This window comes from Shewanella sp. MR-4 (assembly GCF_000014685.1).
Taxonomy (GTDB): domain Bacteria; phylum Pseudomonadota; class Gammaproteobacteria; order Enterobacterales; family Shewanellaceae; genus Shewanella.
The window spans coordinates 1,875,886-1,901,309 of record NC_008321.1; the positions used below are offsets into that span (position 1 = coordinate 1,875,886).

Genomic DNA, 25,424 nt, shown 5'->3' on the forward strand with positions numbered 1-25,424 from the left:
ATTGTTTGTGTATTTGCAAATGGGCTCACTTTAAGTGGGCCCGTTTTGTTATCTATGCCCGCAAGATTAAACAGCAATAAAGATGAAAAGTTGAGAGGGATAAGACTTTTAGTCTAGTGGTACATCCCTAAGCATAAAAAAGCCAAGTCACTGACTTGGCTTTCTGAGAGGTAAATTTATTTAAAATATCAATGCCTTATCACCATTTCTTCTTCGGTTGAAACAACATATCGATATCATCTTCTTCATTTTTGGATTTAGGTGCGCTCGGAGCCGAGAGTTTTTGTGCACCCATAATCTCATCTAACAGCATCTTGGCTTCATCGACCTTACGGGCAATAAAGGGATCATTGGGCGTTTGCGCTTTAATGGCATGTAATGTTGCTAATGCTTTCGTGACCATTTGTTTAGATGAGCCATACTGCTTCATAAAGCTTGCTGCGCGTGCGCGCGACAGCATGGAGTCAACGTTAATTCTGAGCTGTAAGCTGTCGATACGATTCTCTTCCTGGGCAAAAATATTCGGATCGACTCGGCCTTTATTGTGCTCGGCACGTAAAATGGCTTTTAGCTTTTTAAGTGTTTGTACTAACACTAAGATCTGTTTGTCATTATCCGGCAATCTAAAATTCTCGATGGGGGGCATCTGTGGAGTGTTAGATTGTAAAGATTCGATTTGTGATTTCAGATCGGTAAGGCGACGTTGAAAATCCGATTGCTGTTGACTCGCACTTAAAGTGGTGGCGATTTCTAACGCTTCTTGCACACGACGATAGAGCACTAAAATGATGTGTGTACTGCAAGGGATCATCCCTGTGTTGGATAATACGGTTTCCGTTTCATCAATAATTGCGCGTTGACGGGCAAATTCTATGCGACGTTCAGCCTCAGCACGTTCTTTTTGTTGTTGTATAACGTTAATTCCGATAACAAGCAGTAAAAGTGCACCGATGAGGATCAGAACCAAGGTGAATGTCATAGCTGTTCCATTATTTATCTAATTGGGCTAATGCTACAATAAATCAATAAACTAGCATAGTTATCTTAGCCTAGGTTATCATTTCTGTCGTATGAAACTTAAGACTTGTGCTCTATATTCCGATTTGCTTTAATTTTTACTATATACTATAACGATTGATTATAGCTGATACTGAGTTGCGCCAATTTCGCCAATCCAATTCAGCCTGTTTGAGACAAGGACATAAGATGAAACTGCAACAGCTCAGGTATATTGCTGAGGTCGTCAAACACAACCTTAACGTATCGGCCACAGCGGAAAATTTATATACATCGCAACCTGGGATCAGTAAGCAAGTTCGCATGTTGGAAGATGAATTAGGTATTCAAATCTTCGGTCGCAGCGGTAAACATTTGACCCATGTGACACCTGCTGGCCAACAGGTGATTAACATTGCCAATGACATCTTAGGCAAAGTCGAAAGCATTAAAAAAGTATCTGAAGAATACACTAAACCTGATCAAGGCGAGCTGAATATTGCGACGACGGATACACAAGCGCGGTATGCGTTACCCCATATCATTCGTCAATTCATCGACCGTTATCCCAAAGTCAATTTACATATGCATCAAGGCACGCCATCGCAGATCAGCGAGCAAGCGGCCCGCGGAGATGCTGACTTTGCGATTGCCACCGAAGCGATGCACTTGTATTCCGACTTAATCATGTTGCCTTGTTACCATTGGAATCGTTCGGTTGTGGTTCCCAAAGATCATCCATTGGCGACCCGTACCCATATCAGTATCGAAGATTTAGCCCGTTTCCCATTAGTCACTTATGTGTTTGGATTCGATCGCGCCTCGGAGATTGAAAAAGCCTTTAACCGGGCCAACCTCGAGCCGCGGGTGGTCTTTAGTGCGACCAGCGCCGATGTGCTGAAAACCTATGTACGTTTAGGCTTAGGGGTTGGGGTGATTGCCTCGATGGCGATTGATCCTAATATCGATAAGGACCTCGTCGCTATCGATGCAGGCCATCTATTTGCCCACAGTACCACTAAGATTGGTTTTAGGAAGGGCAGTTTCTTACGTAGCTATATGTATGACTTTATTCAGCACTTTGCACCGCATTTGACTCGCGATGTCGTTGAAAAGGCCGTGGCATTACGCGATCAGCAATTAATCGATGAAATGTTTGCCGATAAAAATCTGCCAATGCGTTGATTTATCGTGAATCAAACACAATAAAAATGCCGCAATAGATGCGGCATTTTTTTATGAGTATTGAATTGTGGTAACTAGGATTAGCTTAAATCGACTTTATCCATTTCAAGCTGGCCTAAAGCAATAACGGCTTGAGTACGATTACGCACGCCTAGCTTTCTAAAAATGGCAGTCGCATGAGCTTTGATGGTGGCCTCAGAAACGCCTAAGTCATAGGCGATTTGCTTGTTAAGCAAACCTTCGGCAAACATCTGCAACACTTTATATTGTTGCGGTGTGAGATCGGAGAGTTTACTGGCCATCTTATCCGTATCATCATCCTCAATCGGAATGATTTCAGCCCCTGCGGGTAACCAGATATCCCCAAATAATACGGCGGTGAGTGCTTCTTTTAAGGTTTCCATCGATGCCGATTTAGGAATGAATCCACTGCCACCATAGTGAATCGCACGGCTAATAGTATTGATATCCTCATGGGCCGAAATCACCACTACTGGCAGTTCGGGATAATGTGAGCGCAGATGGATCAGCGTCGAATAGCCGTGTGATCCAGGCATTTGCAGATCCAGCAAAACCAAGTCGTAACTCACATTTTGTGAATCTAATACGGATTGCAAAGCATCGGCACTGTCAGCTTCATACCACTGTGCGTGTTCAAAGGCGCTACTGAGGGCTTGGCGTAGTGCATTTCGAAACAATGGATGGTCATCGGCAATAATTATTTTTAAGTTTTCTAGCTTCATGGCTTTGTTGGTTATGTTCGTGGCACGTGAAGATTAAACCCAATGTAACAGAAAAGTAATCAAGGATCCTATTGCTTTATGCAGTAAGATTGACAAAATTTTTATATGTTTCTGGTTGTTATACTTTTGTCTATCAAAAATGTGCGAGAAATTTGAAGAAAAATAAGCCCCAAAACCAGAGTGTTTAAGGGCTAGAGTGCGTTATTGGGCTGCTTAAATCTTATTCAGCAGTCCACACTTGAGTTGGGTGGCGTTGTTCGTCAACCGCAACAAAGGTGAATACACCACGAATGGCGTGTTCGCGGTGATCTTGATACATGTCTTCGACGAAAATATTCACTTCGACCTTTAACGAGGTATTTCCCACATGGATCACGCGGGCGATAAGTTCAGCTAAGGTGCCTGCGGGAATCGGTTTTTTAAAGTCGATTCTGTCGGAGCTGACGGTCACTAAGGTTTTGCGGCAAAAGCGAGTCGCCGCAATAAAAGCGGTTTCATCCATCCAAGCTAACGCTTCGCCACCGAATAAGGTGTTGTGGTGATTGGTGATAGAAGGAAATACGGCTTTGATCACCCGCGCTTCGGATTGATTGATCCGCTGTTCGATGGCGTCAGAAAAGGCAGGGCGGCTAGAGTCGAGCGAGTTTGGCATACGGCAACCTGAGGTTATGCATTTTTAAAGAGGCGCAATTATAGTGAGTTTTCAATTTGAATGGTAGAAAACGCCTATATCGTTAGGTGTTAAGGTAAAACGAAAAGAAAAAAGGCTTCCAGTGGAAGCCTTTTCATATTTTCAATCGACTTATTTGCCGAGGAACTCACGTCTATCACGGGAGGCTTTAGCCAGATCGCGCAGTAATTTCTCCGAGTCATCCCAATGCAGGCAAGCATCTGTGATGCTTTGGCCGTAACACAGAGGTTGACCCTCAACCACTTTTTGATTGCCTTCCTGTAAGAAACTTTCTGCCATCACCCCGGCAATCGCCGTGCTGCCCGCGCGCATTTGCGCCATGATATTATCGGCAACCACAAGCTGCTTCAGGTGGTTCTTTTCACTGTTGCCGTGGCTAAAATCGACTACCACGCGCGGCGTCACATTGACCGACTCAAGCTTTAATCTTGCTTCTTCAATATCTTGCTCAAAGTAATTCGGTTTTTTGCCGCCACGTAAAATGATATGCCCGTAAGGATTACCATGGGTGCGATACACCGACATGGCGCCATCTTTATCCGGTGAATAGAAGATATGTGGCACTTTTGCTGCGCGCACCGCATCGACGGCGATATTAATATTGCCATCGGTACCGTTTTTAAAGCCAACGGGGCAGGAGAGCGCCGAGGCCATTTCGCGGTGAACTTGGCTTTCGGTGGTGCGGGCACCGATAGCGCCCCAGGTGATTAAATCGGCAATATATTGACCATTCACCATGTCTAAAAATTCGGTGGCAATCGGTAACTTCAGTTCAGTAATTTGCTGCAGTAACTCACGGGCAATACGTAATCCTTTATTTGGCTCGAAGCTGCCATCTAAATCAGGATCGGAGATTAACCCTTTCCAACCGACGATAGTGCGGGGTTTTTCAAAATACACACGCATTAAAATGCAGAGATCGTCTTTTAACTCTTGGTGCAATACCGCTAAACGGCGAGCGTAGTCGAGGGCGGCTTGAGTATCATGGATTGAGCAGGGGCCAATGATCACTAATAGGCGTTGATCTTCGCCCATAATAATGGCTTCGACTTCACGACGTTGTTGTACGAGATAATCGGCTGCATCTTGGGTTAACGGGTACTCAGATGCCAGTTGTGCAGGTGAGATGACTTTAGCTAATAAGGAAGTGCGTAATTCGTCTGTTTTAATGGTCATTCAAAATACCGAGCTTGCGTGCGGCGCTTTTCGCCAGATTGCATCGGATTATAACGAATCGAACAGCATTGCACAGTGCCAATTGTGTTAATTGTCGGCAACTGTGCAATGAATTTGATTTAAGTTAGACCTATTTAGCCTAAATCGAGAGACTCGATTGCCTCGTTCGAAATCATCAAGATTAGAACATATGACGTTCTAAGCCTGTCACGTCCAAAATCTTAGTGGCGATTTCTTCGACAGAGTGGTTGGTGGTGTCGATATAAGGAATACGTTCACGTTTGAACATCATCTCGACTTCTTTGACCTCTAAACGACACTGCTTTAAGGACGAATAGCGGCTGTTTTCCATGCGGCTTTGGCGGATTTCATGTAAACGCACCGGATCGATGGTTAAGCCGAACAACTTCTTCTTATTGCGTTTTAACGCTTCGGGCAATTTGAGGTTATCCATATCGTCTTCGGTGAACGGATAGTTGGCCGCTTTAATACCAAACTGCATCGATAAATAGAGGCTAGACGGGGTTTTGCCGCAGCGAGACACGCCAAGCAGGATTAAATCGGCCTGATCCATATGTTTCATGGTTTGGCCATCGTCATTGTCCATCGCAAAATTGATGGCATCGATACGGGCTTCGTAGCCGTGATTGGCTTTTCCGTGGGTGCGATGTAACACCGGAGAGGCGCTAACGCCTAAATGTTGTTCAAGTGGTGCAACGAAGGTATTTAAAAAATCGTAATCGAGGCCTTCACTCGAATAAATAATGTCCCGAATTTCAGGTTTGACGATCGAATGGAACACTAACGGCCGTTCACCTGTTGTAATAAAACAATCATTAATTTGTCGTTTAACGTTCTCTGCTTTTGCCAATGTTTCAACAAATGGAATTGTAAGTGACTCAAATTCTAATGGAAATTGCGAGAGTACTGCATGCCCAAAAACCTCAGCTGTGATCGCTGTCCCGTCGGAGATGTAAAATACCTTTGGTGCCATACTGACCTCTTGTAGTAATAAAATTACAAATAAAATTATAGATTTACGCTGCTTCGGCGGGAGTGTAAAATGCCGCTGCCCTCGTGTGAAGGGGCCACTGAAATAAACTTGCGGAGATAGAACTGTGCAGCAATACGTACTCTGGTATCAGGAATTAGGCATGGGTGACGTCAACTTGGTTGGCGGTAAAAATGCTTCTCTTGGCGAGATGATCAGCAATCTAGCTAATGCCGGTGTTCAAGTACCTGGCGGATTTGCGACTACTTCTTATGCGTTCAATGAGTTCCTTGAACAAAGTGGAGTAAACCAGAAGATTTATGACATCCTAGCAACATTGGATGTAGATGATGTCAATGCACTGGCACAAGTAGGTGCACAGATCAGACAATGGGTTATCGACACCCCGTTCCAACCAGCACTCGAGCAAGCGATTCGTGAAGCTTACGACAAACTTGCGGCTGAAACGAGCGATGCATCATTCGCGGTTCGTTCTTCTGCCACCGCAGAAGATATGCCAGATGCTTCTTTTGCTGGTCAGCAAGAAACCTTCTTAAACGTGAAAGGATTTGACTCAGTACTCGTAGCCATTAAGCACGTGTTTGCGTCACTCTTTAACGACCGTGCAATTTCATACCGTGTTCACCAAGGTTATGAGCACCACGGTGTTGCCCTGTCTGCCGGCGTACAACGCATGGTTCGTTCAGACAAAGCGGCATCAGGTGTGATGTTCACCATGGACACTGAATCAGGCAACAACGATGTGGTGTTTATCACTTCATCTTTCGGTCTGGGTGAAATGGTTGTTCAAGGTGCGGTAAACCCTGACGAATTCTATGTTCACAAACCCATCCTCACTCAAGGCCATAAAGCCGTTGTTCGCCGTAATATCGGTAGCAAGCTCATCCAGATGGTGTATTCCGATGATGCTTCTCACGGCAAACAAGTGAAAATTGAAGACGTTGCTGCTGAAAAACGTCGTCAATTCTCTATCAACGACGCCGAAGTGATGGAATTGGCTAAACAAGCTATGGTTATCGAAAAACACTACGGTCGTCCAATGGACATCGAGTGGGCAAAAGACGGTAACGATGGCAAACTTTATATCGTTCAAGCGCGTCCAGAAACGGTTCGTAGCCGTGAAGATGTACAATTAATTGAACGTTACCACTTAAAGAGCCGTGGCGCGGTGATCTCTGAAGGTCGTGCTATCGGTCATAAAGTCGGTTCAGGTGTGGCTAAGGTATTAACCTCTATCGCGGATATGGATCAAATCCAACCCGGCGATGTGTTAGTAACCGACATGACTGACCCAGATTGGGAACCTATCATGAAGCGCGCCAGCGCCATCGTGACTAACCGTGGCGGCCGTACCTGTCACGCGGCGATTATTGCCCGTGAATTAGGTGTACCAGCAGTGGTAGGTTGTGGTGACGTGACCGACCGCATCAAGAATGGTCAGTTAGTGACTGTTTCTTGCGCCGAAGGCGACACAGGTTACATCTACGAAGGTAAGCAAGAGTTCGAAGTGGTTTCAAACCGCGTTGACGCACTGCCTGAATTACCGATGAAGATCATGATGAACGTGGGTAACCCAGATCGCGCCTTCGACTTCGCTCGTTTACCAAACGAAGGTGTGGGTCTAGCGCGTTTAGAATTCATCATCAACCGCATGATCGGTATTCACCCGAAAGCGCTGCTTGAATTCAACCAACAAGACGCTGCGCTGCAGGAAGAAATCAACGAGATGATCGCAGGTTACGATTCTCCAGTTGAGTTCTACATTGCCCGCTTAGTCGAAGGTATCGCCTCAATCGGTTCTGCTTTCTATCCGAAGAAAGTGATCGTGCGTATGTCAGACTTCAAGTCTAACGAATACGCTAACTTAGTCGGTGGTGACCGTTACGAGCCAGAGGAAGAAAACCCAATGTTGGGCTTCCGTGGTGCGAGCCGTTATATCTCTGAATCATTCCGCGATTGTTTCGCGTTAGAATGTGAAGCGATTAAACGTGTTCGTAATGAGATGGGTCTGAAAAACGTCGAAGTGATGATCCCATTCGTACGTACTGTTAAAGAAGCCGAGCAAGTGATTGGACTGCTGAAAGAGCAGGGCTTAGAGCGCGGTAAAGATGGTCTACGTGTCATCATGATGTGTGAAGTACCGTCAAACGCGCTGTTAGCGGATCAATTCCTTGAGCACTTCGATGGTTTCTCTATCGGTTCAAACGATTTAACTCAGTTATCGCTCGGTCTTGACCGCGACTCTGGCATCATCAGCCACCTGTTCGATGAGCGTAACGAAGCCGTTAAGATCCTACTGTCTATGGCCATTAAAGCGGCTAAGGCGAAGGGCGCTTACATCGGTATCTGTGGTCAAGGACCTTCAGATCACGCTGATTTCGCCGCCTGGTTAGTTGAGCAAGGCATCGATACTGTATCGTTAAACCCAGATACCGTGATTGATACTTGGTTGTATTTAGCCGAAGCGCACGCTTGATCTAGATTGTAATTTTATAAAGGTGTTAAAAAAGCCGCTTTTTAGCGGCTTTTTTTTGTTTATAATGGGCCGCATAACAATAATTGACTGAAGCTGCTCATGTTACCTCTGTTATCACACCAACAAACGTTAGAACCAGTCTATTTGGCCTATCTTGATGCCTTAGCGCAAAGTGGCTACGCCGGTGATATCGATAAGCGCTACAGCGCGCGCCTCGTGCAGGCCACGGATAACTCCGTGTACCAATTTTTGCCGCAGGCGGTGCTTTATCCCAAGCATCAAAAAGATATTCAGATTGCCTTGTCGCTGGCTGCAAAAGCAGAATATGCGGGTGTGACTTTTAGTGCCAGAGGCGGCGGAACGGGCACCAACGGCCAATCGCTGACCCATGGCTTGATCCTCGATGTGTCTCGCTACATGAATCGCGTATTAGAAGTGAACCCCGAGCAGGGCTGGGTACGCGTCGAGGCGGGTGTGGTCAAAGATGCGCTAAACGATGCGCTGCGTCCCCACGGTTATTTCTTCAGTCCCGATCTCTCTACCTCTAACCGTGCCACTATCGGCGGCATGATTAATACCGATGCCTCGGGCGCGGGATCCTTAGTTTACGGTAAAACCTCTGATCACGTGCTGGCGCTGCGCAGCGTATTGATTGATGGCAGCGTATTCGACACTCGTCCCCTCGATGCGGGTCTGTTATGTAACCCCGATAACGTGAGCGATAATCCGCTCGGGCAAAAACTGATTTCGGCGATTGCCGAAGTGTGCCGCGAGAAGCGTGCGCTGATCGAACAACAATTTCCTAAGCTCAATCGTTTTTTAACCGGATATGACTTAAAGAATGTCTGGAACAACGGTTTAACCCAGTTCGATCTCTCGCGCATTTTAACGGGCTCTGAAGGCACGTTGGCGGTGATCACCGAAGCGAAACTCAACATTACGCCACTGCCGAGTGAGCGGGCGATGGTGAACATTAAGTACGACTCCTTTCAGTCTGCATTGCGCCATGCGCCATCCTTAGTGACGGCGCGTGCCACTGTGGTCGAAACCGTGGACTCAAAAGTGCTTAACCTTGCCCGTGAGGACATTGTTTGGCATTCGGTTTCAGATCTTATTCAAGAAGTGCCGGGTAAAGTGATCGATGGCCTCAATATGGTGGAGTTTGCTGGCGATGCAGTAGAGGTGAGTGAAAAGCTTGCGGCACTCGAAGTCGTGCTGACCGAGCAAATCAGCCGTGGTGAGTGTGGTGTGGTCGGTTATCAAGTCACTCAAGATAAGGCCAGTATAGAGAAAATCTACGGCATGCGTAAAAAGGCCGTGGGTCTACTCGGTGCCACCAAGGGACGTCGTAAACCCATTGCATTTGCCGAAGATACTGCAGTGCCGCCCGAAAAGCTTGCCGATTATATTATGGAGTTTCGCGCACTACTCGATAGTCACAATTTGCAATATGGCATGTTTGGACATGTGGATGCGGGCGTGTTACACGTTAGGCCAGCGCTCGATATGTGCGATGTGGAAGATGAAAAACTGCTGAGGGTGATTTCTGATCAAGTCGCGGCGCTGACACTCAAATATGGCGGCCTGATGTGGGGTGAGCACGGTAAGGGCGTGCGCGGTGAATATGGTCCATCGGTGTTTGGGGATGAGCTTTACGGTGTACTGCAAGATATTAAAGGCCTATTTGACCCTGATAATCGACTCAACCCAGGCAAATTAGTGGCACCAAAGCAAGCGGGTGGCCTGTGTTTTGATGTTGACAGTACCAAGCGCGGCAAGTTTGACCGGCAAATTCCCGTCGAAGTGCGCGATGCCTATCCCGATGTGATGAACTGTAACGGTAACGGCCTGTGCTTTAACTACAGCAGTTTCTCACCTATGTGTCCGTCATTTAAAGTGACGGGAGACAGAGTTCAGTCACCTAAAGGGCGCGCGGGTTTGATGCGTGAGTGGCTGCGTTTGCTTGAATCCGAAGGCGTCGATGTGAACGCGCTGGCGAAAGCTAAACCCTTAGGTATTTTGCAGCGCATGCAAAATACCATCAATGCGAAGCGCGATTACGATTATTCCCACGAAGTGATGGAATCGCTGAAGGGATGTTTGGCCTGTAAAGCTTGCTCGAGCCAATGTCCGGTAAAAGTGGATGTGCCTAAATTTAGGGCGCAGTTCTTTAATATTTACTATCAACGTTATCTGCGTCCGGCTAAAGATTATCTGGTGGCGGGTATCGAAGACAGCTTACCTCTGATGGCGGCGGCGCCAAGGCTGACCAATTTCGCCTCGCAAAACCCGCTCAGCCAATGGGTGATCAAAAAAGCCATTGGTTATGTGGATGCGCCAGCGCTGTCAGTGCCGACATTAAAACAACGACTCGATGGTCATGCGAGTCGCGGTTATGATCTGGCGGCATTGCAGGCTATCCCCGCCGATGAGCGCGCAAAATTTGTGTTAGTGGTGCAAGATCCGTTTAACAGTTTCTACGATGCTGGCTTGGTGTATCGCTTTATCCAACTGATTGAAACGTTAGGATTAAAGCCTGTTCTTCTGCCTTTTAAACCCAATGGTAAACCGACCCATATTAAGGGTTTCTTGGATAAATTTGCTAAAACGGCGCAGTCGAGTGCAGATTTCTTAAACCAAGTGCATAAGTTAGGCATGCCTATGGTGGGCATCGATCCCGCCTTAGTGCTCTGTTATCGCGATGAATATAAAGAAATCTTAGGGGCGAATCGCGGCGCGTTTGAGGTGAAACTGGCTAACGAATGGCTCCTTAGCATTCTGCAGGATATTCCGACTAAGGCTATGCAAGATAAACAATTTACTTGGTTTAGCCATTGTACTGAGTCTACGGCTAAACCTAATACCGCCAATGAGTGGAGCAAAATCTTCACTCACTTTGGCGCTAAATTAACCGCGGTGAATCTGGGCTGTTGCGGCATGGCGGGTACTTACGGCCATGAGGCTGAGAATCTTGAGCGTTCTAAGACCTTGTTCGATATGTCGTGGAAAGACACTTTAAGCAAGATAGACGCATCGCAGGTGTTAGTTTCGGGCTACTCTTGCCGCAGCCAAGTGAAGCGCTTTGCCGGTTACAAGCCAAAACATCCATTAGAAGCTTTGCTCGAACTCGCGAAGGCTTAAGCAGTACGCAATCTTGTGTTAAGCATTGGATAATCCGTGAGCCCATGCCACACTAAACCAGTCGTCAGACTGGTTTTTACTTTTAGGGGACGCTATGGAAAAGCACACAGAGAATGTCATCGACACGCTACAGGAATTCACCAATAAGCCAAGGTCGAATGAAGTCTTAACACGGCCAACTGAGCTGTGTAGTGAAGTACCGCTATTTCATATCCAGTTATCCGGTGAATGGCTATATCAAGGCAGCCCATTACCGACGAAGTTTGCCAAGTTATTTGCCAGTATTTTGCATGACATCGATGGTGAGCATTTTCTCATTACGCCAGTCGAGAAGGTACGTCTCGAGGTGGAAGATGCGCCGCTGGTGATTGTCGATTATCTAAAGAATGAGACTGCACCGGGTTTTATGCTGAAAACCAGTATTGGAACTGAGCACCATATTGCCGACTTCAATCGACTAAGACTGACCGACTTTGGGATTTATCTGCCCCTAGAACGTGGTCTATGGGGAAAATTAAGTCGCGCTTGCTACTACAATTTTGTGAATGAATTCAATTTATCCGACGCAGAGGGACTCGGCGCTTAATGATTTTGCTTGTAATAACTTGGGGACGCTGACTAGTTTATTAGCGGTTAAGTGGTAGTATTAAAACTGACCTTGGCCAATCCTGCTCGGGTATCGGTCAGTGTCGATGGGTCTAAATGTTGTTTTCGGAGGTGCTGTTTGAACCGTTATGAAAGCTTAGGCTATCTTGTTTCCCACTTGAATATTGAGCTGCAAAATGAGCTCGATTTACAGTTGAAACGCTATCAGCTCGACATTAAGTTGTGGCCAGTGTTGTTCGCGCTTTGGCAGGAGGAGGGGATTACTCAGACCGAGTTGTCTAAGCGTTGTGATGTGGCGAACTATACCATGACCCGTCTGCTCGATCAGTTGCAGGTGCAGGGTCTCATCACTCGCCATCAAGAGCTCGATAATCGCAGAGCTTTCCAGATTTTTCTCACCGATGAGGCCAAGGCGCTGGAGCAGGATTTGATCCGCGAGGCCGAGCGCGTCAATGAAAAATACTTGTCCAATCTCACTGAAGAGGAACGCCAGCAGTTTATGCGCTTACTCAATAAGATAAACCGCTTACCGTCACTGGCTGCGTTGTGATATCAGGCGTTCAACTCGCTTTCGCAAACCTCATGTGCATCACCTCATTGTTTTTCATTTCTATAACATTTTCATTAGTTTCAGGGTATTGACTTACGAGTCATACCCTAGTCAGTTGTTAATCCCCCTTTTGTGCTTTGATGATACAAATTGCTACCCAATGATTGTTGCATAAATGTTTCATGAAACGCCATCTTGCTGCTTTGGAAGCGAGTCTTCCAACATAAAAAACGTTGCTTGAAGTTGATTTGGGCAATCTCAAGGTGATTTTTCAAGGAATATGAAATGAAACAACTTTTTAAGCGCAGCCGTATCGCTGTGACTTGCTTGATGGCGATGGGTTTTACCACCAGTTATACCACGTTGGCAGATGACAATGTGGCGCTGATGGCGGCGCAGTCTGGTGCCGTACAATTTACCTTGATCACAGGTGAGGTGGTAACGGCCGTGGTGCGCGCCGATGGTTCCCTCGGTGGGATCCGTCTACTCGGTGAAAATGGTGCCGAGGTGATCACGAGTATTTTTCAGAATCAGAATGGTCAATATCTGATTACGCCAAAGGCGCAAAAATGGGTCGAGTCTCAAACCGTTGACATCGAGCTTTTTAACATCTCTAAGTTACATGCAGCCGGTTATGATGATGCCTCGACCGATAAACTGCCTGTCATTATCGAATACCGCGACGGTACCCTCGCGGGCTCTGCTGTGCCGAATTTAATTGAAGGAGCGACCCTAACCGATGAGATTGAACTTATCGATAGTGCCGCCTTTGGGATCAGCAAGCAACAGGCGGCTAAAGTATGGGAAACCCTAAGTACCGATGATGCGGTTAAGTCGGTGTGGTTGGATGCGGTAGTGCATGCTCATAAAGATCCGACCAATGGGGTTAATGCGCTAGCGAACTTAACCCCAACCGTGCCATTAACGGGGGCATATGGCAATTTAGCCAAACAATTCAATGGTCAGGGGGTCACGGTTGCCGTGCTCGATACTGGCTACGATGTGCAGCATGGCGATTTGGCGGGACAAGTTGTGCAAAGCAAAGATTTTACCTACTCTAGTAATGGCGTTGATGATCTTAACGGCCATGGCACACATACTGCGGCCACCATCGCGGGAACGGGAGTGGAATCGAATAGCCTCTGGGCCGGTATGGCGCCGGGAGCTAAGCTGCTGGTGGGCAAGGTTCTGACGAACTCAGGCGCAGGCTCGACGAGTGGGATCCTCAGTGGTATGCAATGGGCCGTGAGTCAGGGCGCCGATGTGGTCAGTATGTCGTTAGGCGGCAGTGGCACCAGTTGTACTGGACCGCTTGTCGATATGGTCGAAGCCTTGAGTGATAAGGCGCTGTTCGTCGTTTCGGCGGGCAATAGTTTTACCCGTGAGACAGTGGGGCTCCCTGGATGTGCCCCTAGCGCGTTAACCGTTGGAGCCGTTGACCGAGACAATAACACTGCTTCTTTCTCATCCCGTGGACCATCACCAGATGGCCATTCCGCTAAGCCAGATATAGCATCTCAAGGTGTGGATGTCGTTTCGGCGGCATCAGGGGGATTTGGCGCGACGGCATATCGCGCACTGTCGGGAACGTCAATGTCAGCGCCCCATGTGTCTGGCGGCGCGGCGATCGTGATGCAAGCCAGACCCGACCTTAGCCCTCGCCAAATTAAAGAGGTGCTGACCTCATCCGTAGTGCCAACCGATGCCCATGTGCTTGAGCAAGGCGCGGGGCCAATGGATGTCAATCGCGCCATATCGCAAAGCATTATCGCGCCGCCCAATATGGAGCTTGGTTCCTTTGCCTATGGTCAGGATATTGGCGTAACAGAAAAAACCATCAGCTTGCGCAATTTATCCGATAAGGATATTAGCCTGAAGCTGAAAATGAGTTTGATCGGTGAAGATGGCAAGACGCGCATGCCAGCAACTTTGGCAGGACTGGGGACCAACAGCATTAACGTGCCAGCCAATGGCAGTGCTGAAATCCCTGTGTGGATTGACTCGAGTGTGGCGCTGCGCAGTGGAGCCTATGGCACTATCACCGGGCGGATTGAAGGCACTGCTACTGGGAAATCTGATGAACGCGTGACAGTGCCGATTTCATTCTGGATAGAACCGCCTCAAGTTAACTTGAGCTTAAGTGTTACCGACATGCGCGGCAAACCTGCATCCTCTCCCTCGAGAGTGTACTTGATGAATGAGGAAGATGATTGGGGACAAGCCGTTACGCTTAGGAATGGTCAAGCAAGTCTGTCAGTCCCTGAGGGCAATTACACTATCGTTGCGAACGTAATGACCTACGATAATGACTCTACAACTTCAGGTTTAGTGGAGTCAGCCACCCAAATGGCGGTGCTGAATCGTAAACTGAGCCAAGATACCCAGATTGAGTTCGACGCTCGAAACGCCGAGAAACTCGAGTTCAAAGCGAGCCAACCTTTGGCGCCGCAAGGATATGCGTTTGGCTTCACCTATGCGCTGGATGATAACAAAGTGGCGAAATTAGCCGCGATGGAACTGGCGCCTGATTACGTGAAAGACATCTACACTTGGTCGCAGGGACATGATGATAGATTCCGCTCGTTTGTGACGACCCGTGCCTTTGCCCCCGAAACAGTGCTCACCATGCAAAATGGCGAAGTGCTCGATTATAACAAGCAGGGGTTAGCCTTATCATTTGATGGCGAAGGTCGCGCTGAAGTTGTGCCAGTCGGAGACGCTGGCTACAGTACCGACTGGACTCAGTTTGACTTAACGGGTCGTATTGCACTTATTGGTAACCCTTATTATCTTACGTCTTATATGGCGGCGAATGCCCTTAAATCCGGCGCAATTGGGGTCATCTTCTATCGTCCGGGTCTACATGGTCGCTATAAGGGCACAATTTCTGGCACGCCACGGATCCCCGTCGTCGGGATTAGTTCGGAGCAGGGGGAAGCCCTATTGGCGCAGATTGAAGCGGGGAACAATATCGTCAGTTGGTCTGGCACCGCTGCAGAGCGGACACCCTATGCTTATTCCATTAACCATATCACCGATGGACGTATCAGTGGCGGACAGGTTGTACTTCAAGAGCAGAAAATGCAGCGCATTCGTGCCAGCTATCACTCGCAAAATGATCAGCGTCCAATTTGGACCGATATGATGGCCATGACCAACAGCACTGGGGAGTTTTACTCCACTGGCAGTTCGCAGATGGTCATGACGCCCGTGGTGCGCGATGAATACTACACTGCAACCAGCAAAAACATGTGGACTAACATTGTGATGCCCGGTATTCAGTTCTCGACGGACGGCGGCTATTTTGATGGTCCAAGAATGATGACCGAAGGCACGGTTGAGACCACCTCTTGGCTAAAAGGCCCCAAGGCGGGGAGTTTGCTCAGCAATGGCGGCGCCATTGCAAATCGCGATACCAACACCATCGACTTAAGCATTGTTCGCTTTGGCGATGCAGCAGGACACGATGGTATCGGTGGCTATAATTCTCAGTCGCTTTATGGACTAAGAGTCAATGGGCAGAACACCTACTTAGACAGTGGACTGTTTACCCTCCCCGATACCAATGCACAAGTTGAGTTAGAAGTGCGCTCCTACGCCCGTGGTGTGGGCAATAGCTCACCTGTGAAGGACAATCTTGGCTCCTTCTATCAAGGGATTTATCAATTCAGCACAGACTCGAGTAAACAGGGTCGCCAAGCGGTGCTCACTCCTAAGCTCGACATTCCGGTTGCGATAGATAATACCTTGGCTGCAGGCGTACCTGTCGAAGTGAAACTTTCTGCTGTGATGGATGGCGCGGCGCAGGTGGATTTATCCGATGTCACGCTGCAATACGGCTATGGTCAGGAATGTTCGTTAGCCGAGATTCCGGTATCGATTTACTGCCCAGTAACATCGAAATTTGCCGAAAGCGCATGGAAAACCGCAGAAGTAAAATGGGTTAACGGTGAGTGGGTTGCCACAATCCCGAACGATTCCACCGCCGGCAATTTTGTTCACTTACGTGTGCAGATGAGTGATGGCAATAGCGAAGCGAAACAAACCATGATGCGGGTGTATATGCTGAAGTAATCTACTGTTATTGGTCGATAAAACCGCGACTAGCCACGCTAGTGGCGGTTTTTATTTGCCAGTTATAAAGGGAGGAGGAGCATGAGCAGCACGAGACTTGAGCCGAGCAATAGTCCCTGTTGCAACAGTCGCTGGCATTGCAGCAAATTATTTTTGCCTTGCTTTAAACTGGTAATAAGTTGATTGTGTTTATAAATTCGGCAAGTCAGCTCATCGGTTTGAGGATCGATAAACAGCTTGAAGCTGCATTGATGGCCATCATTGAGCTGCACTTTATGTATGCTGTTAGGGCCAAAGTTAAACTTTCGCGACACCATCTGCCCATTCACGAACACGCGTTCAATTCCAAACCAATCACTGGCCTGTAGCTCAACCGAGTCCTGATTTAACTCGTATTTAAAACTGACCATATGCAATCCCTTCACTGACAGATGAGTGATTAATTCAAGCAGAGGCACATAGGCTTTTCCACTACAGAAAAGTGAATTTTACGTGGCGTTTTGGTATCTGATTGGTATTGAGAGGAATTTATTTTTTGAGCTGCAAGCAGAGTGAGGAAGGTGAGAAGAGGCGGACAACGAGTCGTTGCCCGCCTAAAGCGTGATTAGTCTTTTGCCGCTTGATAAATGGCACGGGCCATTTCGTCAGCAACCGCAGCAGTAGTACGGTTTTCAGCATCGGCCTTAGTGAAAATCTTCAGCAATGTGTTGTAGATTTCTCTGACCTTAGCTTCTGATTTCGCCGCGTCATAGTCTTTTTCAAATGACACGTTGATGATACCGCCAGCGTTAATCACATAGTCTGGTGCATACAGAATGCCCATTTCTTTTAACTGCTCGCCATGGCGAACTTCGGCTAATTGGTTGTTAGCGCAACCCGCAACAATTTTAGCTTTAAGCTGTGGCAGGGTGACATCGTTTAGGGTGGCACCTAATGCACATGGCGCATAGACATCAACGTCTTGGGCATAGATATCCTGTGGGGCAACGACGATGGCACCAAAGTCGGTAGCCACTTTGTCGAGTGAAGCTTGGTGAATATCGGTAACGATAAGCTCTGCACCTTCTTCATGCAGATGCTTACACAGGTAGTAACCCACATGGCCCACACCTTGAACGGCAATCTTAAGGCCTTTTAAGCTGTCCAAACCGAGTTTGTGTTTAACGGCAGCTTTGATGCCTAAATAGGTGCCTAATGCAGTAAAGGGGGATGGGTCGCCACTCTTGCCTTCAAGACCTGCCATGTAGGGGGTTTCTTGGTGAGCGATCATGATATCTGCTGTTGTGGTACCTACGTCTTCTGCTGAATAGTAACGTCCACCCAGGCTATTGATAAAACGGCCAAAAGCACGGAAGAGGGCTTCGCGATCAGGGCGCTTAGGATCGGCAATAATCACTGACTTACCACCGCCCATGGTTAAACCGGCGAGAGCGTTTTTGTAAGTCATACCACGGGAGAGGCGTAATACGTCTGTCAGGGCTTCATCATCGGATTGGTAGTTCCACATCCGGCAGCCACCCACAGCAGGACCTAAGTTGGTGTTATGGATGGCGACGATGGCCTTTAAGCCACTCTCTTTATCATGACAGAATACGACCTGTTCATGCTCGTCAAAGGATACATGATTAAATACAGCCACGTGAAGTTCTCCGCTATACACAATAAAACGTCGATGGAATCACTTCCCATCGACAGCTCGTTATATTTATTGCAGAACCATAGCATTTAGCGATACTCTCAACCATGCATAATGACCGAATAAATAGATTATTTGTGGCAATCTAGCTTTCCACTTTACGTAAACGTAAGGTTTTTAGTGTGAAACCAGTTTTTACTGGGATAATCTCAGACATTAGAACGATTCGTGTGCTGTCCCAAGAATGAGAGCCGCGTAATAACAATAAGATAGGACGGAAGTATGACTGAACAAGCTGTCGACCAGACTCAACCAACAATCTCTCCAGAAGAAATGGAGAAAATGCGCCAAGAGTGGGTCAGAACTCAATTCCAAAAGGCGAACCGTTTTTTAGCGGAAAAAGGGGTGATCCCAAGTAAAGTGTTAGCCGACGAAAGCCGTTATCTGGCGCCTTATTTAGCGATTTGGAAAATGGAATCTAAGCGTCCTTCGGCCAAAACCTATTGGGTGATGTCTGGCGATTTACCGTCGGATTTTGTCGATGTTAAAGTCGCGAAAACGGCGCGTGATGCGATTCGTCACTTCTCTATGATGTGGCAGATGCAGGCCGAAAATTTGATCCGCTCAGGTGCGGTTCAACGCGATGCGACGCAGGCAAAATTTGCGCAGTTATTAGTCTCGCGTGCTGAGAGCTTGTATCGGATGCACAATGACGAAAAGCTTTGGAATACCAATGCTTAATGTCGAATTAGTTTAAAAGTAAAGGCACTCAGTTGAGTGCCTTTATTGTTTGGGGTGAAGCAAATCTCTCGACGTAACGCAGCGGTGAGCTAAGGATTAGTCTTCATCGTCACTTAAATAATATAAGCCTTGATTGATTAGCTTGAGCAGTAGCGTTTGCACTTCGGCATATTCACACAGTGCTATGGCACTGTCGCTATCAAAGCTAACATGGTCGCTTAACTGGGTTAATACGGCTTCAGGCGTATTGGGTAGCTCATAAATTTCGCCATTGATGAATAAGCGAGATTGAGTGTCGTTTTCTAAACGCAGCACTTTTAAGCCGCCGATGCGATTAACGCCAGCGCCTTGCTCGAACGCATCCTGCAGCTCTTCAATGTTATAGGCTTCTTCACCCTCGCAAATATCCAGTTCAAAACGGTTTTGACTCAACAGTTTACCCAGCACCACTTGGTAGCTTGTTGGATCTTGGGCGAGCTGACTTAACAGGGACATGATCCCGAGTTGATGATCTTGACTTATCACGCCAGGATTTGCAGGCTCAGTCACAGAGGTAAAACGCTGCTGACCTAAGTTATTGTCAAGCAGGTAATCGGCAACTTCACTGGCGAGTTCTTGTTGGCTCGGTGCGCGGTAACCAATTGAATAGCTTAAGGCTAAGGTTAAGGTTTCACCGCAGTGTGGGTAGCCAGGCGGAATATATAGCACGTCGCCTTTCTCTAATACCACGTCGATGATGGGCTCGAAGTCTTCCACCAGTGGCGAGTTCGGGTTACCGCCACGGCGTTGTTGCGGCGTGTTAGCACCCACAGTCCAACGACGCTCGCCTTCACCTTGGATGATAAACACATCGTAGTTATCAACGTGTGGACCGACACCGCCACTTGGCGTCGCGAAGGACACCATCAAATCATCGAATCGCCAGTCGGGTAGAAAACGAAACGCTTCCACTAATGGCTGAGAGTCCGGATACCAATGGTTTACGGCTTGCACCAGCAATTGCCAGTGGGTTTCACCGTAATTGTCGTAATCCTCGAACGGGCCTTGGATCACTTCCCAGTTGTCTTTTTGAGTGACCACAATGCGCGAGGTGATTTCTTCTTCACAGGCAAGGCCTGCAAGCTCATCTGCGCTGATCGGATCTTCAAAATCAGGGAAGGCGCCCTTGATGACTACAGGTTTTTGTTGCCAGTGTTCCTTGAGGAACTGGGCGATATCGAGATTGAGTGTATACATAGTGTCAAAAAAGGCGACTACATCGAATGTAACCGCCTTAATCCTTATTTATGGCTGATAAACAATATCAGCTCGCGCATGTTTGCTATTGCGACTTAGCAAACTCCGCTGAGCTAAAAATATTAGTTAAGCTCGTCGACGAAGGCTTCAGCACGGCCAATGTAGTTGGCTGGCGTCATCTTCTTCAGCTCTGCTTTCACGTCTTCAGGCAGGGCTAAACCGTCGATGAATACTGCTAATTGCTGGGCATCGATACGCTTGCCACGAGTCAGTTCTTTTAACTTCTCGTAAGGCTTTTCAATACCATAGCGACGCATAACGGTTTGTACTGGCTCGGCTAGGACTTCCCAGTTTTGGTCGAGTTCGGCACGTAAATGCTCTTCGTTCACTTGTAACTTGCTAATGCCTTTTAAGGTGGCTTGGTAGGCGATAAGCGAGTGGGCAATACCCACGCCTAAGTTACGCAGTACGGTTGAGTCGGTCAGGTCACGTTGCCATCTTGACACTGGCAGCTTAGCCGCTAAGTGTTGCATTAGCGCGTTGGCAATGCCTAAGTTACCTTCGGAGTTTTCAAAGTCGATTGGGTTGACTTTGTGTGGCATGGTTGATGAACCAATTTCGCCCGCAACGGTACGTTGCTTGAAGTGACCAAGAGCAATGTAACCCCAAACGTCACGGTCGAAGTCAATCAGGATCGTGTTGAAACGCGCGATAGCATCAAACAGTTCGGCGATGTAATCGTGTGGCTCGATTTGTGTGGTGTAAGCGTTCCAGTGCAGGCCTAAGCTGGTGACAAAACGCTCTGACAGTGCATGCCAGTTCACTTCTGGGTAAGCAGATAAGTGGGCGTTGTAGTTACCTACGGCGCCGTTAATTTTACCCATGACTTCAACAGCCGCGATTTGCTTGATTTGACGCTCTAAACGCACCGCAACGTTGGCCATTTCTTTACCTAAAGTCGAAGGCGAAGCCGGTTGACCGTGGGTGCGAGACATCAATGGCACTGAGCGGTATTCAAAGGCCAGTTTTTTGATGGCGCTGAGCAGTTCATTGCAGTATGGCAGAACCACTTGCTCACGGGCTTCGGTCAACATTAAGCCGTGGCTTAGGTTGTTGATGTCTTCAGAGGTACAGGCGAAGTGAACAAATTCACCCACAGCGGCGAGTTCGGCGTTGTCTGCGATTTTTTCTTTGATGAAGTATTCAACCGCTTTTACGTCGTGGTTGGTGGTGCTTTCAATGGCTTTCACGCGTAGCGCATCTTGCTCGCTGAAATTGTCTTTAATTGCATCTAACACCGCGATAGCAGACTCGCTCAGCGGCGGCACTTCGGTGATTTCTGGGCAATCGGCGAGTAATTTTAACCAGTTGATTTCAACTTGAACACGGTACTTAGTAAGACCGAACTCGCTGAAAATCCCTCGCAATGACGCTGTTTTACTACCGTAACGGCCGTCTACCGGAGAGATAGCAGTTAGTGCGGAAAGATCCATGTGAAGCTCCTTGATGAAAACTTATTTTATTATAGGGTAAGACTTTTCTTGGCTGTGTCTATGATGGCTTTACGGGCGAAGACTAAGTGTCGACGTTTACCGCCCAGTTGTCGCCATAACACGGCGCTGCGCATGGCTGCGAGCAGCAGGGCGCGAATTTTGTGTTGTACTATTGGACGTTGCAGGCACAGCGGATTGCCAGAGATCTGAATCTTAGGTCCAAGATTGCTGATAATGTCACTATAAATACTGGCCAGATTAGCAATGACTTGCTCGTCGGTGATCGCAAAATGATGTAGCTGGCGATTCACTTGATTGATGCGCTCGGCAAGCATAGCTAACCCGCTGTTCGAACGGGTTAATTTACGTTCAAGCGCCAAGATACCGACCAGATAGCGGGTGATTTCCACATCTTTTTGACTGCTGTCGCCCAGTTGGTTTAACACCAACTGATAACCTTTGTGCAGCGCGGCCTTGTCTTGATAGACATCGGCGGCGCTTTCAGGATTGGTCACTAGAATGGTGTTTAAACTGGCCGCCAGTTCATCAGTGTCACTCTCACCATGACGGGCTAAATGCTGAACTTGCGCAATGGCCTGCAGTATTCCCGCAAAGGCCATAGTGCGATTATGGAGCTGCTCGTTCACGGCTTATCCTCGGATCAGTTGATCGATAATCCCGCCACCTAGGCACACTTCGCCATCGTAGAATACCGCTGATTGGCCAGGGGTCACGGCGGCAACAGGCTCATCAAACACCACCTTGAGGGTATTATCATCAAGATAGGTGAGGGTGCAGGGGATATCCTGCTGGCGGTAACGGGTTTTCACCACAATTTGGCTGCCTTCGGCGGGGCCTTTGCGGTCGACCCAATGCAATTGATTGACGAGCATGCCGTTGGACATCAAACGCGGGTGATGCCCACCTTGGCCAACAACAAGCACATTACGTTTGAGATCTTTATCGACCACGTACCAAGGGTCGTCATTGCTGTTTTTCATGCCGCCAATACCCAGACCCTTACGTTGGCCTAAGGTGTGGTACATCAAGCCTTGGTGCTTGCCAATGACTTCGCCTTCGGCGGTTTCGATATTGCCTGGTTGCGCAGGTAAGTAATTGCCTAAGAATTCAGTGAATTTGCGTTCACCGATAAAGCAAATGCCGGTGCTGTCCTTTTTATCATGGGTAATTAAGCCCATTTTTTTAGCGATTTCACGCACTTCGTGCTTTTCGAGTTCACCAACGGGGAACAGGCTGCGCGCCACTTGTTCATGGCTTAAGGTATACAGGAAGTAGCTTTGATCCTTATTGTTATCAACTCCGCGCAGCATTTGCGTGGTGCCATCGGCATTATCGCGGCGGCGCACATAGTGGCCCATGGCGATATAGTCGGCATCGAGGATATCGTCGGCAAAGTCTAAAAAGGCTTTAAATTTGATTTCTTTGTTGCACATGATATCGGGGTTAGGGGTACGACCCGCCTTATATTCGGCGAGGAAGTACTCGAACACATTGTCCCAATATTCGGCGGCAAAGTTGACCGTGTGCAGTTTGATCCCAAGTTTGTCACAAACGGCTTGAGCATCTTTTAAATCTTCGGCGGCCGCGCAATACTCGTCGTTGTCATCTTCTTCCCAGTTCTTCATGAAAAGGCCTTCAACCTGATAGCCTTGCTGCATTAGCAAATAGGCTGAAACAGATGAATCAACACCGCCGGACATGCCGACAATGACTTTTTTTCCTGTATGAGTGGGTTCGATTGATGTCATAGATCCTAAAAACCATTGAGTATATGTATTGGTTAGCCGTGAGAATGACTCACCTTGGCGGCCACTTTCACGTTAAAATCTGCGTATTCGCTTAGACTGTGTTTGATGGCAGACCAGCGGGCGATTCATCGAGCAAGTGTTTGCTAAAACAGCGCTTAAATGCCGTGTTGAATCGCGAATTTACGCGGGGGCGTATTCTATCACGCCTTGTCGCTTGGGGCTATCTTTGACATCCCGTTAGACGCTGACTATTGAGTAATTCGAGAGAGTAGGTTTGCTCCTGTTGCTGCTGATGGCGGTAATCCCTAAGGCAATCGAGCACCAATGGGCTACGAAGCTGCTCCATTTTGGCTTCGATTTGCTCAAAGCTCAGCCAATGGGCTGCATCGATATCCGCATCCTGTGGCTGAGGGGGGAGCAGTGCATCAACTTGTACGAAAAAGGTAAAGCGCACAAAAGCGAGTGCTTCACTGGCACTAAACTGATAAATCCCCACTAAGCCTTGGGGCTCAAGATTCAGCCCCGTTTCTTCGAGCACTTCACGTTTACAGGCTTGGATCAGACTCTCATTCGCTTCTAAATGTCCGGCGGGCTGGTTAAAGCGCTGCTCGCCATCGATCCACTCTTCCACTAACAGATACTTATCTTCGGTAGGCGCGTGGATAATACAGGCCACAGTCACATTGGGTTTGTATCTGAGTTTTTCTGCCACGCTAATCACCTTCTTATCTGTTGGTTGGGCACTGCGATATCCTGTTTAGTGCTCTCGCGGTGTTACATCACTAAGCCATTTGGATGCATTTATGCTCACCCGTAGCTAAATCATCTAGACTCCATTGACCTATTTTATAACGAATGAGTCTTAAGGTCGGAAAACCAATATGGGCCGTCATCCGTCGAACTTGGCGATTGCGTCCTTCATGGATTTGAATTTCCAGCCAAGTGGTAGGGATGTTTTTTCGCTCACGGATCGGCGGATTACGCGGCCAAACATTCGGCGTCGCCATGATGCTGACCTTCGCTGGGAGTGTCATACCATCTTTTAATTCAACCCCTTGGCGCAGTTTCGCCAAATCTGCTTCCGTAGGTTTTCCCTCGACTTGCACCCAATAGGTTTTAAAGGTTTTCTTTTTCGGCTCAGTCAGTTTGGCCTGAAGTTGACCATCGTTGGTGAGGAGTAATAAGCCTTCACTGTCGCGATCCAATCGCCCTGCGGCATACACACCAGGAATAGGGATGTAATCCTTTAAGGTCTTGCGGCCTTGCTCATCGGTAAATTGGCATAGGACATCGAACGGCTTATTAAATAAGACGATCATCGGATCGCCTTGGGGTTTTGTACGCGTTGTTGAGGAATGCCTTTGCGGGCGTGATTTAGCTCCTCCGCGTTCAGAACTGTTTCGCTCAGAAGTACCTCCCCGCTGTAAACCTGGCGTGGCAGCTCTGGCAAAGTTATTGGTCTTCTTGTTGCTTGCGCGGCTATCAGCTTGATTGTCGCGCTTAAATGAAGTGCGTTGGCTGCGGGCGCGGGTGTTTGATGTTGTTGCTGGTGTACTGTTTTTGTTCATGCTGTGGCTATATAGTCGCTGTAAGCTGACGACGAACTTAAAAGTTTGAGGACGTGGGTCAGTAATCTGTACACAGTGTACTTGGCATTCGCCGTTAGTGGAATTTGAATATTACTGTGAATGCTCTATGATGTCGGCCTGAAAATGTGATCTACGCCTAAATGTTTGTTAGGTATTAATGAGTCGATTTACCCACGTTGGCGAACGCAAAGAGGATGTTGCCGCGGGTTTTGAGGTAGCTAAGGCGTTCACGATTGCCTCGATAGAGAATTCCGCCGTGCCAATGTTTGTTCGTCATGATATAAAATTATTATAAAAATATTAAATTTTA

20 protein-coding genes are annotated in these 25,424 nt (G+C 47.8%); 7 read left to right on the top strand and 13 right to left on the bottom strand.

Annotation, left to right across the window (positions count from 1 at the left end; genetic code table 11):
• Positions 1 to 199 precede the first annotated feature (199 nt).
• On the bottom strand, positions 200 to 979 hold the full coding sequence (gene zomB / locus SHEWMR4_RS08415) for a flagellar motor control protein ZomB (RefSeq protein ID WP_011622366.1): 780 nt from the start codon (positions 977 to 979) through the stop codon (positions 200 to 202).
• Positions 980 to 1,206: 227 nt separating this feature from the next.
• Here zomB and cysB point away from each other — a divergent pair, with 227 nt between their 5' ends.
• Entirely contained in the window at positions 1,207 to 2,181 is a 975-nt protein-coding gene (cysB, locus tag SHEWMR4_RS08420; RefSeq protein ID WP_011622367.1) for an HTH-type transcriptional regulator CysB, read from the top strand.
• Positions 2,182 to 2,261: 80 nt separating this feature from the next.
• Here cysB and SHEWMR4_RS08425 read toward each other — a convergent pair whose 3' ends face one another.
• The 4 genes from SHEWMR4_RS08425 to SHEWMR4_RS08440 form a co-directional block, all read right to left on the bottom strand.
• Positions 2,262 to 2,924 (bottom strand): response regulator transcription factor, encoded by a 663-nt coding sequence (locus SHEWMR4_RS08425; protein WP_011622368.1) that lies wholly within the window; start codon positions 2,922 to 2,924, stop codon positions 2,262 to 2,264.
• A gap of 220 nt (positions 2,925 to 3,144) precedes the next feature.
• The gene (locus SHEWMR4_RS08430) at positions 3,145 to 3,576 is read right to left on the bottom strand and encodes an acyl-CoA thioesterase (protein WP_011622369.1); all 432 of its coding nucleotides are present in this window, start codon (positions 3,574 to 3,576) and stop codon (positions 3,145 to 3,147) included.
• Positions 3,577 to 3,726: 150 nt separating this feature from the next.
• The gene (locus tag SHEWMR4_RS08435; RefSeq protein WP_011622370.1) at positions 3,727 to 4,791 is read right to left on the bottom strand and encodes a 3-deoxy-7-phosphoheptulonate synthase; all 1,065 of its coding nucleotides are present in this window, start codon (positions 4,789 to 4,791) and stop codon (positions 3,727 to 3,729) included.
• Positions 4,792 to 4,972: 181 nt separating this feature from the next.
• Positions 4,973 to 5,785, bottom strand: a complete 813-nt coding sequence (locus SHEWMR4_RS08440) for a pyruvate, water dikinase regulatory protein (protein ID WP_011622371.1) — start codon at positions 5,783 to 5,785, stop codon at positions 4,973 to 4,975.
• A 124-nt stretch (positions 5,786 to 5,909) separates the two neighbouring features.
• On the opposite strand from SHEWMR4_RS08440, the gene ppsA reads away from it, so the two are divergent.
• From ppsA to SHEWMR4_RS08465, 5 genes are all read left to right on the top strand, one after another.
• Positions 5,910 to 8,279 (top strand): phosphoenolpyruvate synthase, encoded by a 2,370-nt coding sequence (gene ppsA, locus SHEWMR4_RS08445; protein WP_011622372.1) that lies wholly within the window; start codon positions 5,910 to 5,912, stop codon positions 8,277 to 8,279.
• Between the two features lie 99 nt (positions 8,280 to 8,378).
• Positions 8,379 to 11,420, top strand: a complete 3,042-nt coding sequence (locus SHEWMR4_RS08450; protein ID WP_011622373.1) for an FAD-binding and (Fe-S)-binding domain-containing protein — start codon at positions 8,379 to 8,381, stop codon at positions 11,418 to 11,420.
• Between the two features lie 94 nt (positions 11,421 to 11,514).
• Positions 11,515 to 12,006, top strand: a complete 492-nt coding sequence (locus tag SHEWMR4_RS08455; RefSeq protein WP_011622374.1) for a DUF1285 domain-containing protein — start codon at positions 11,515 to 11,517, stop codon at positions 12,004 to 12,006.
• 138 nt (positions 12,007 to 12,144) lie between these two features.
• Positions 12,145 to 12,576, top strand: a complete 432-nt coding sequence (locus tag SHEWMR4_RS08460) for a MarR family winged helix-turn-helix transcriptional regulator (RefSeq protein ID WP_011622375.1) — start codon at positions 12,145 to 12,147, stop codon at positions 12,574 to 12,576.
• A gap of 285 nt (positions 12,577 to 12,861) precedes the next feature.
• Positions 12,862 to 16,650: a S8 family serine peptidase gene (locus SHEWMR4_RS08465; protein WP_011622376.1), complete on the top strand. Its 3,789-nt coding sequence runs from the start codon at positions 12,862 to 12,864 to the stop codon at positions 16,648 to 16,650.
• A 62-nt stretch (positions 16,651 to 16,712) separates the two neighbouring features.
• Here SHEWMR4_RS08465 and SHEWMR4_RS08470 read toward each other — a convergent pair whose 3' ends face one another.
• On the bottom strand, positions 16,713 to 17,060 hold the full coding sequence (locus SHEWMR4_RS08470; protein ID WP_011622377.1) for a hypothetical protein: 348 nt from the start codon (positions 17,058 to 17,060) through the stop codon (positions 16,713 to 16,715).
• A 194-nt stretch (positions 17,061 to 17,254) separates the two neighbouring features.
• Positions 17,255 to 18,289: a Glu/Leu/Phe/Val dehydrogenase dimerization domain-containing protein gene (locus tag SHEWMR4_RS08475; RefSeq protein ID WP_011622378.1), complete on the bottom strand. Its 1,035-nt coding sequence runs from the start codon at positions 18,287 to 18,289 to the stop codon at positions 17,255 to 17,257.
• A 279-nt stretch (positions 18,290 to 18,568) separates the two neighbouring features.
• On the opposite strand from SHEWMR4_RS08475, the gene SHEWMR4_RS08480 reads away from it, so the two are divergent.
• The gene (locus tag SHEWMR4_RS08480) at positions 18,569 to 19,027 is read left to right on the top strand and encodes a DUF4826 family protein (protein WP_011622379.1); all 459 of its coding nucleotides are present in this window, start codon (positions 18,569 to 18,571) and stop codon (positions 19,025 to 19,027) included.
• 96 nt (positions 19,028 to 19,123) lie between these two features.
• Here SHEWMR4_RS08480 and SHEWMR4_RS08485 read toward each other — a convergent pair whose 3' ends face one another.
• From SHEWMR4_RS08485 to SHEWMR4_RS08510, 6 genes are all read right to left on the bottom strand, one after another.
• A complete protein-coding gene (locus SHEWMR4_RS08485) occupies positions 19,124 to 20,263 on the bottom strand; it encodes a cupin domain-containing protein (RefSeq protein ID WP_011622380.1) in 1,140 nt (379 codons plus the stop codon).
• A gap of 122 nt (positions 20,264 to 20,385) precedes the next feature.
• A complete protein-coding gene (gene purB, locus SHEWMR4_RS08490) occupies positions 20,386 to 21,756 on the bottom strand; it encodes an adenylosuccinate lyase (RefSeq protein WP_011622381.1) in 1,371 nt (456 codons plus the stop codon).
• A gap of 29 nt (positions 21,757 to 21,785) precedes the next feature.
• Positions 21,786 to 22,403 carry a high frequency lysogenization protein HflD gene (gene hflD / locus SHEWMR4_RS08495; protein WP_011622382.1) on the bottom strand — a complete coding sequence of 206 codons (618 nt, stop codon included), beginning with the start codon at positions 22,401 to 22,403 and terminating at the stop codon, positions 21,786 to 21,788.
• 3 nt (positions 22,404 to 22,406) lie between these two features.
• Complete coding sequence (gene mnmA, locus SHEWMR4_RS08500; protein WP_011622383.1) at positions 22,407 to 23,525, bottom strand: tRNA 2-thiouridine(34) synthase MnmA; 1,119 nt, start codon at positions 23,523 to 23,525, stop codon at positions 22,407 to 22,409.
• Between the two features lie 220 nt (positions 23,526 to 23,745).
• Complete coding sequence (locus tag SHEWMR4_RS08505; RefSeq protein WP_011622384.1) at positions 23,746 to 24,237, bottom strand: NUDIX hydrolase; 492 nt, start codon at positions 24,235 to 24,237, stop codon at positions 23,746 to 23,748.
• Between the two features lie 70 nt (positions 24,238 to 24,307).
• Entirely contained in the window at positions 24,308 to 25,093 is a 786-nt protein-coding gene (locus SHEWMR4_RS08510; RefSeq protein WP_011622385.1) for an rRNA large subunit pseudouridine synthase E, read from the bottom strand.
• Between the last annotated feature and the right edge of the window lie 331 nt (positions 25,094 to 25,424).

Coding starts and splice junctions, on each gene's coding strand:
- SHEWMR4_RS08510 (WP_011622385.1), bottom strand. CDS start 25,093: ATGAACAAAAACAGTACACCAGCAACAACATCAAACACCCGCGCCCGC.
- purB (WP_011622381.1), bottom strand. CDS start 21,756: ATGGATCTTTCCGCACTAACTGCTATCTCTCCGGTAGACGGCCGTTAC.
- SHEWMR4_RS08440 (WP_011622371.1), bottom strand. CDS start 5,785: ATGGCACCAAAGGTATTTTACATCTCCGACGGGACAGCGATCACAGCT.
- SHEWMR4_RS08480 (WP_011622379.1), top strand. CDS start 18,569: ATGACTGAACAAGCTGTCGACCAGACTCAACCAACAATCTCTCCAGAA.
- SHEWMR4_RS08485 (WP_011622380.1), bottom strand. CDS start 20,263: ATGTATACACTCAATCTCGATATCGCCCAGTTCCTCAAGGAACACTGG.
- SHEWMR4_RS08435 (WP_011622370.1), bottom strand. CDS start 4,791: ATGACCATTAAAACAGACGAATTACGCACTTCCTTATTAGCTAAAGTC.
- SHEWMR4_RS08465 (WP_011622376.1), top strand. CDS start 12,862: ATGAAACAACTTTTTAAGCGCAGCCGTATCGCTGTGACTTGCTTGATG.
- SHEWMR4_RS08430 (WP_011622369.1), bottom strand. CDS start 3,576: ATGCCAAACTCGCTCGACTCTAGCCGCCCTGCCTTTTCTGACGCCATC.
- SHEWMR4_RS08425 (WP_011622368.1), bottom strand. CDS start 2,924: ATGAAGCTAGAAAACTTAAAAATAATTATTGCCGATGACCATCCATTG.
- SHEWMR4_RS08470 (WP_011622377.1), bottom strand. CDS start 17,060: ATGGTCAGTTTTAAATACGAGTTAAATCAGGACTCGGTTGAGCTACAG.
- cysB (WP_011622367.1), top strand. CDS start 1,207: ATGAAACTGCAACAGCTCAGGTATATTGCTGAGGTCGTCAAACACAAC.
- zomB (WP_011622366.1), bottom strand. CDS start 979: ATGACATTCACCTTGGTTCTGATCCTCATCGGTGCACTTTTACTGCTT.
- SHEWMR4_RS08450 (WP_011622373.1), top strand. CDS start 8,379: ATGTTACCTCTGTTATCACACCAACAAACGTTAGAACCAGTCTATTTG.
- mnmA (WP_011622383.1), bottom strand. CDS start 23,525: ATGACATCAATCGAACCCACTCATACAGGAAAAAAAGTCATTGTCGGC.
- SHEWMR4_RS08455 (WP_011622374.1), top strand. CDS start 11,515: ATGGAAAAGCACACAGAGAATGTCATCGACACGCTACAGGAATTCACC.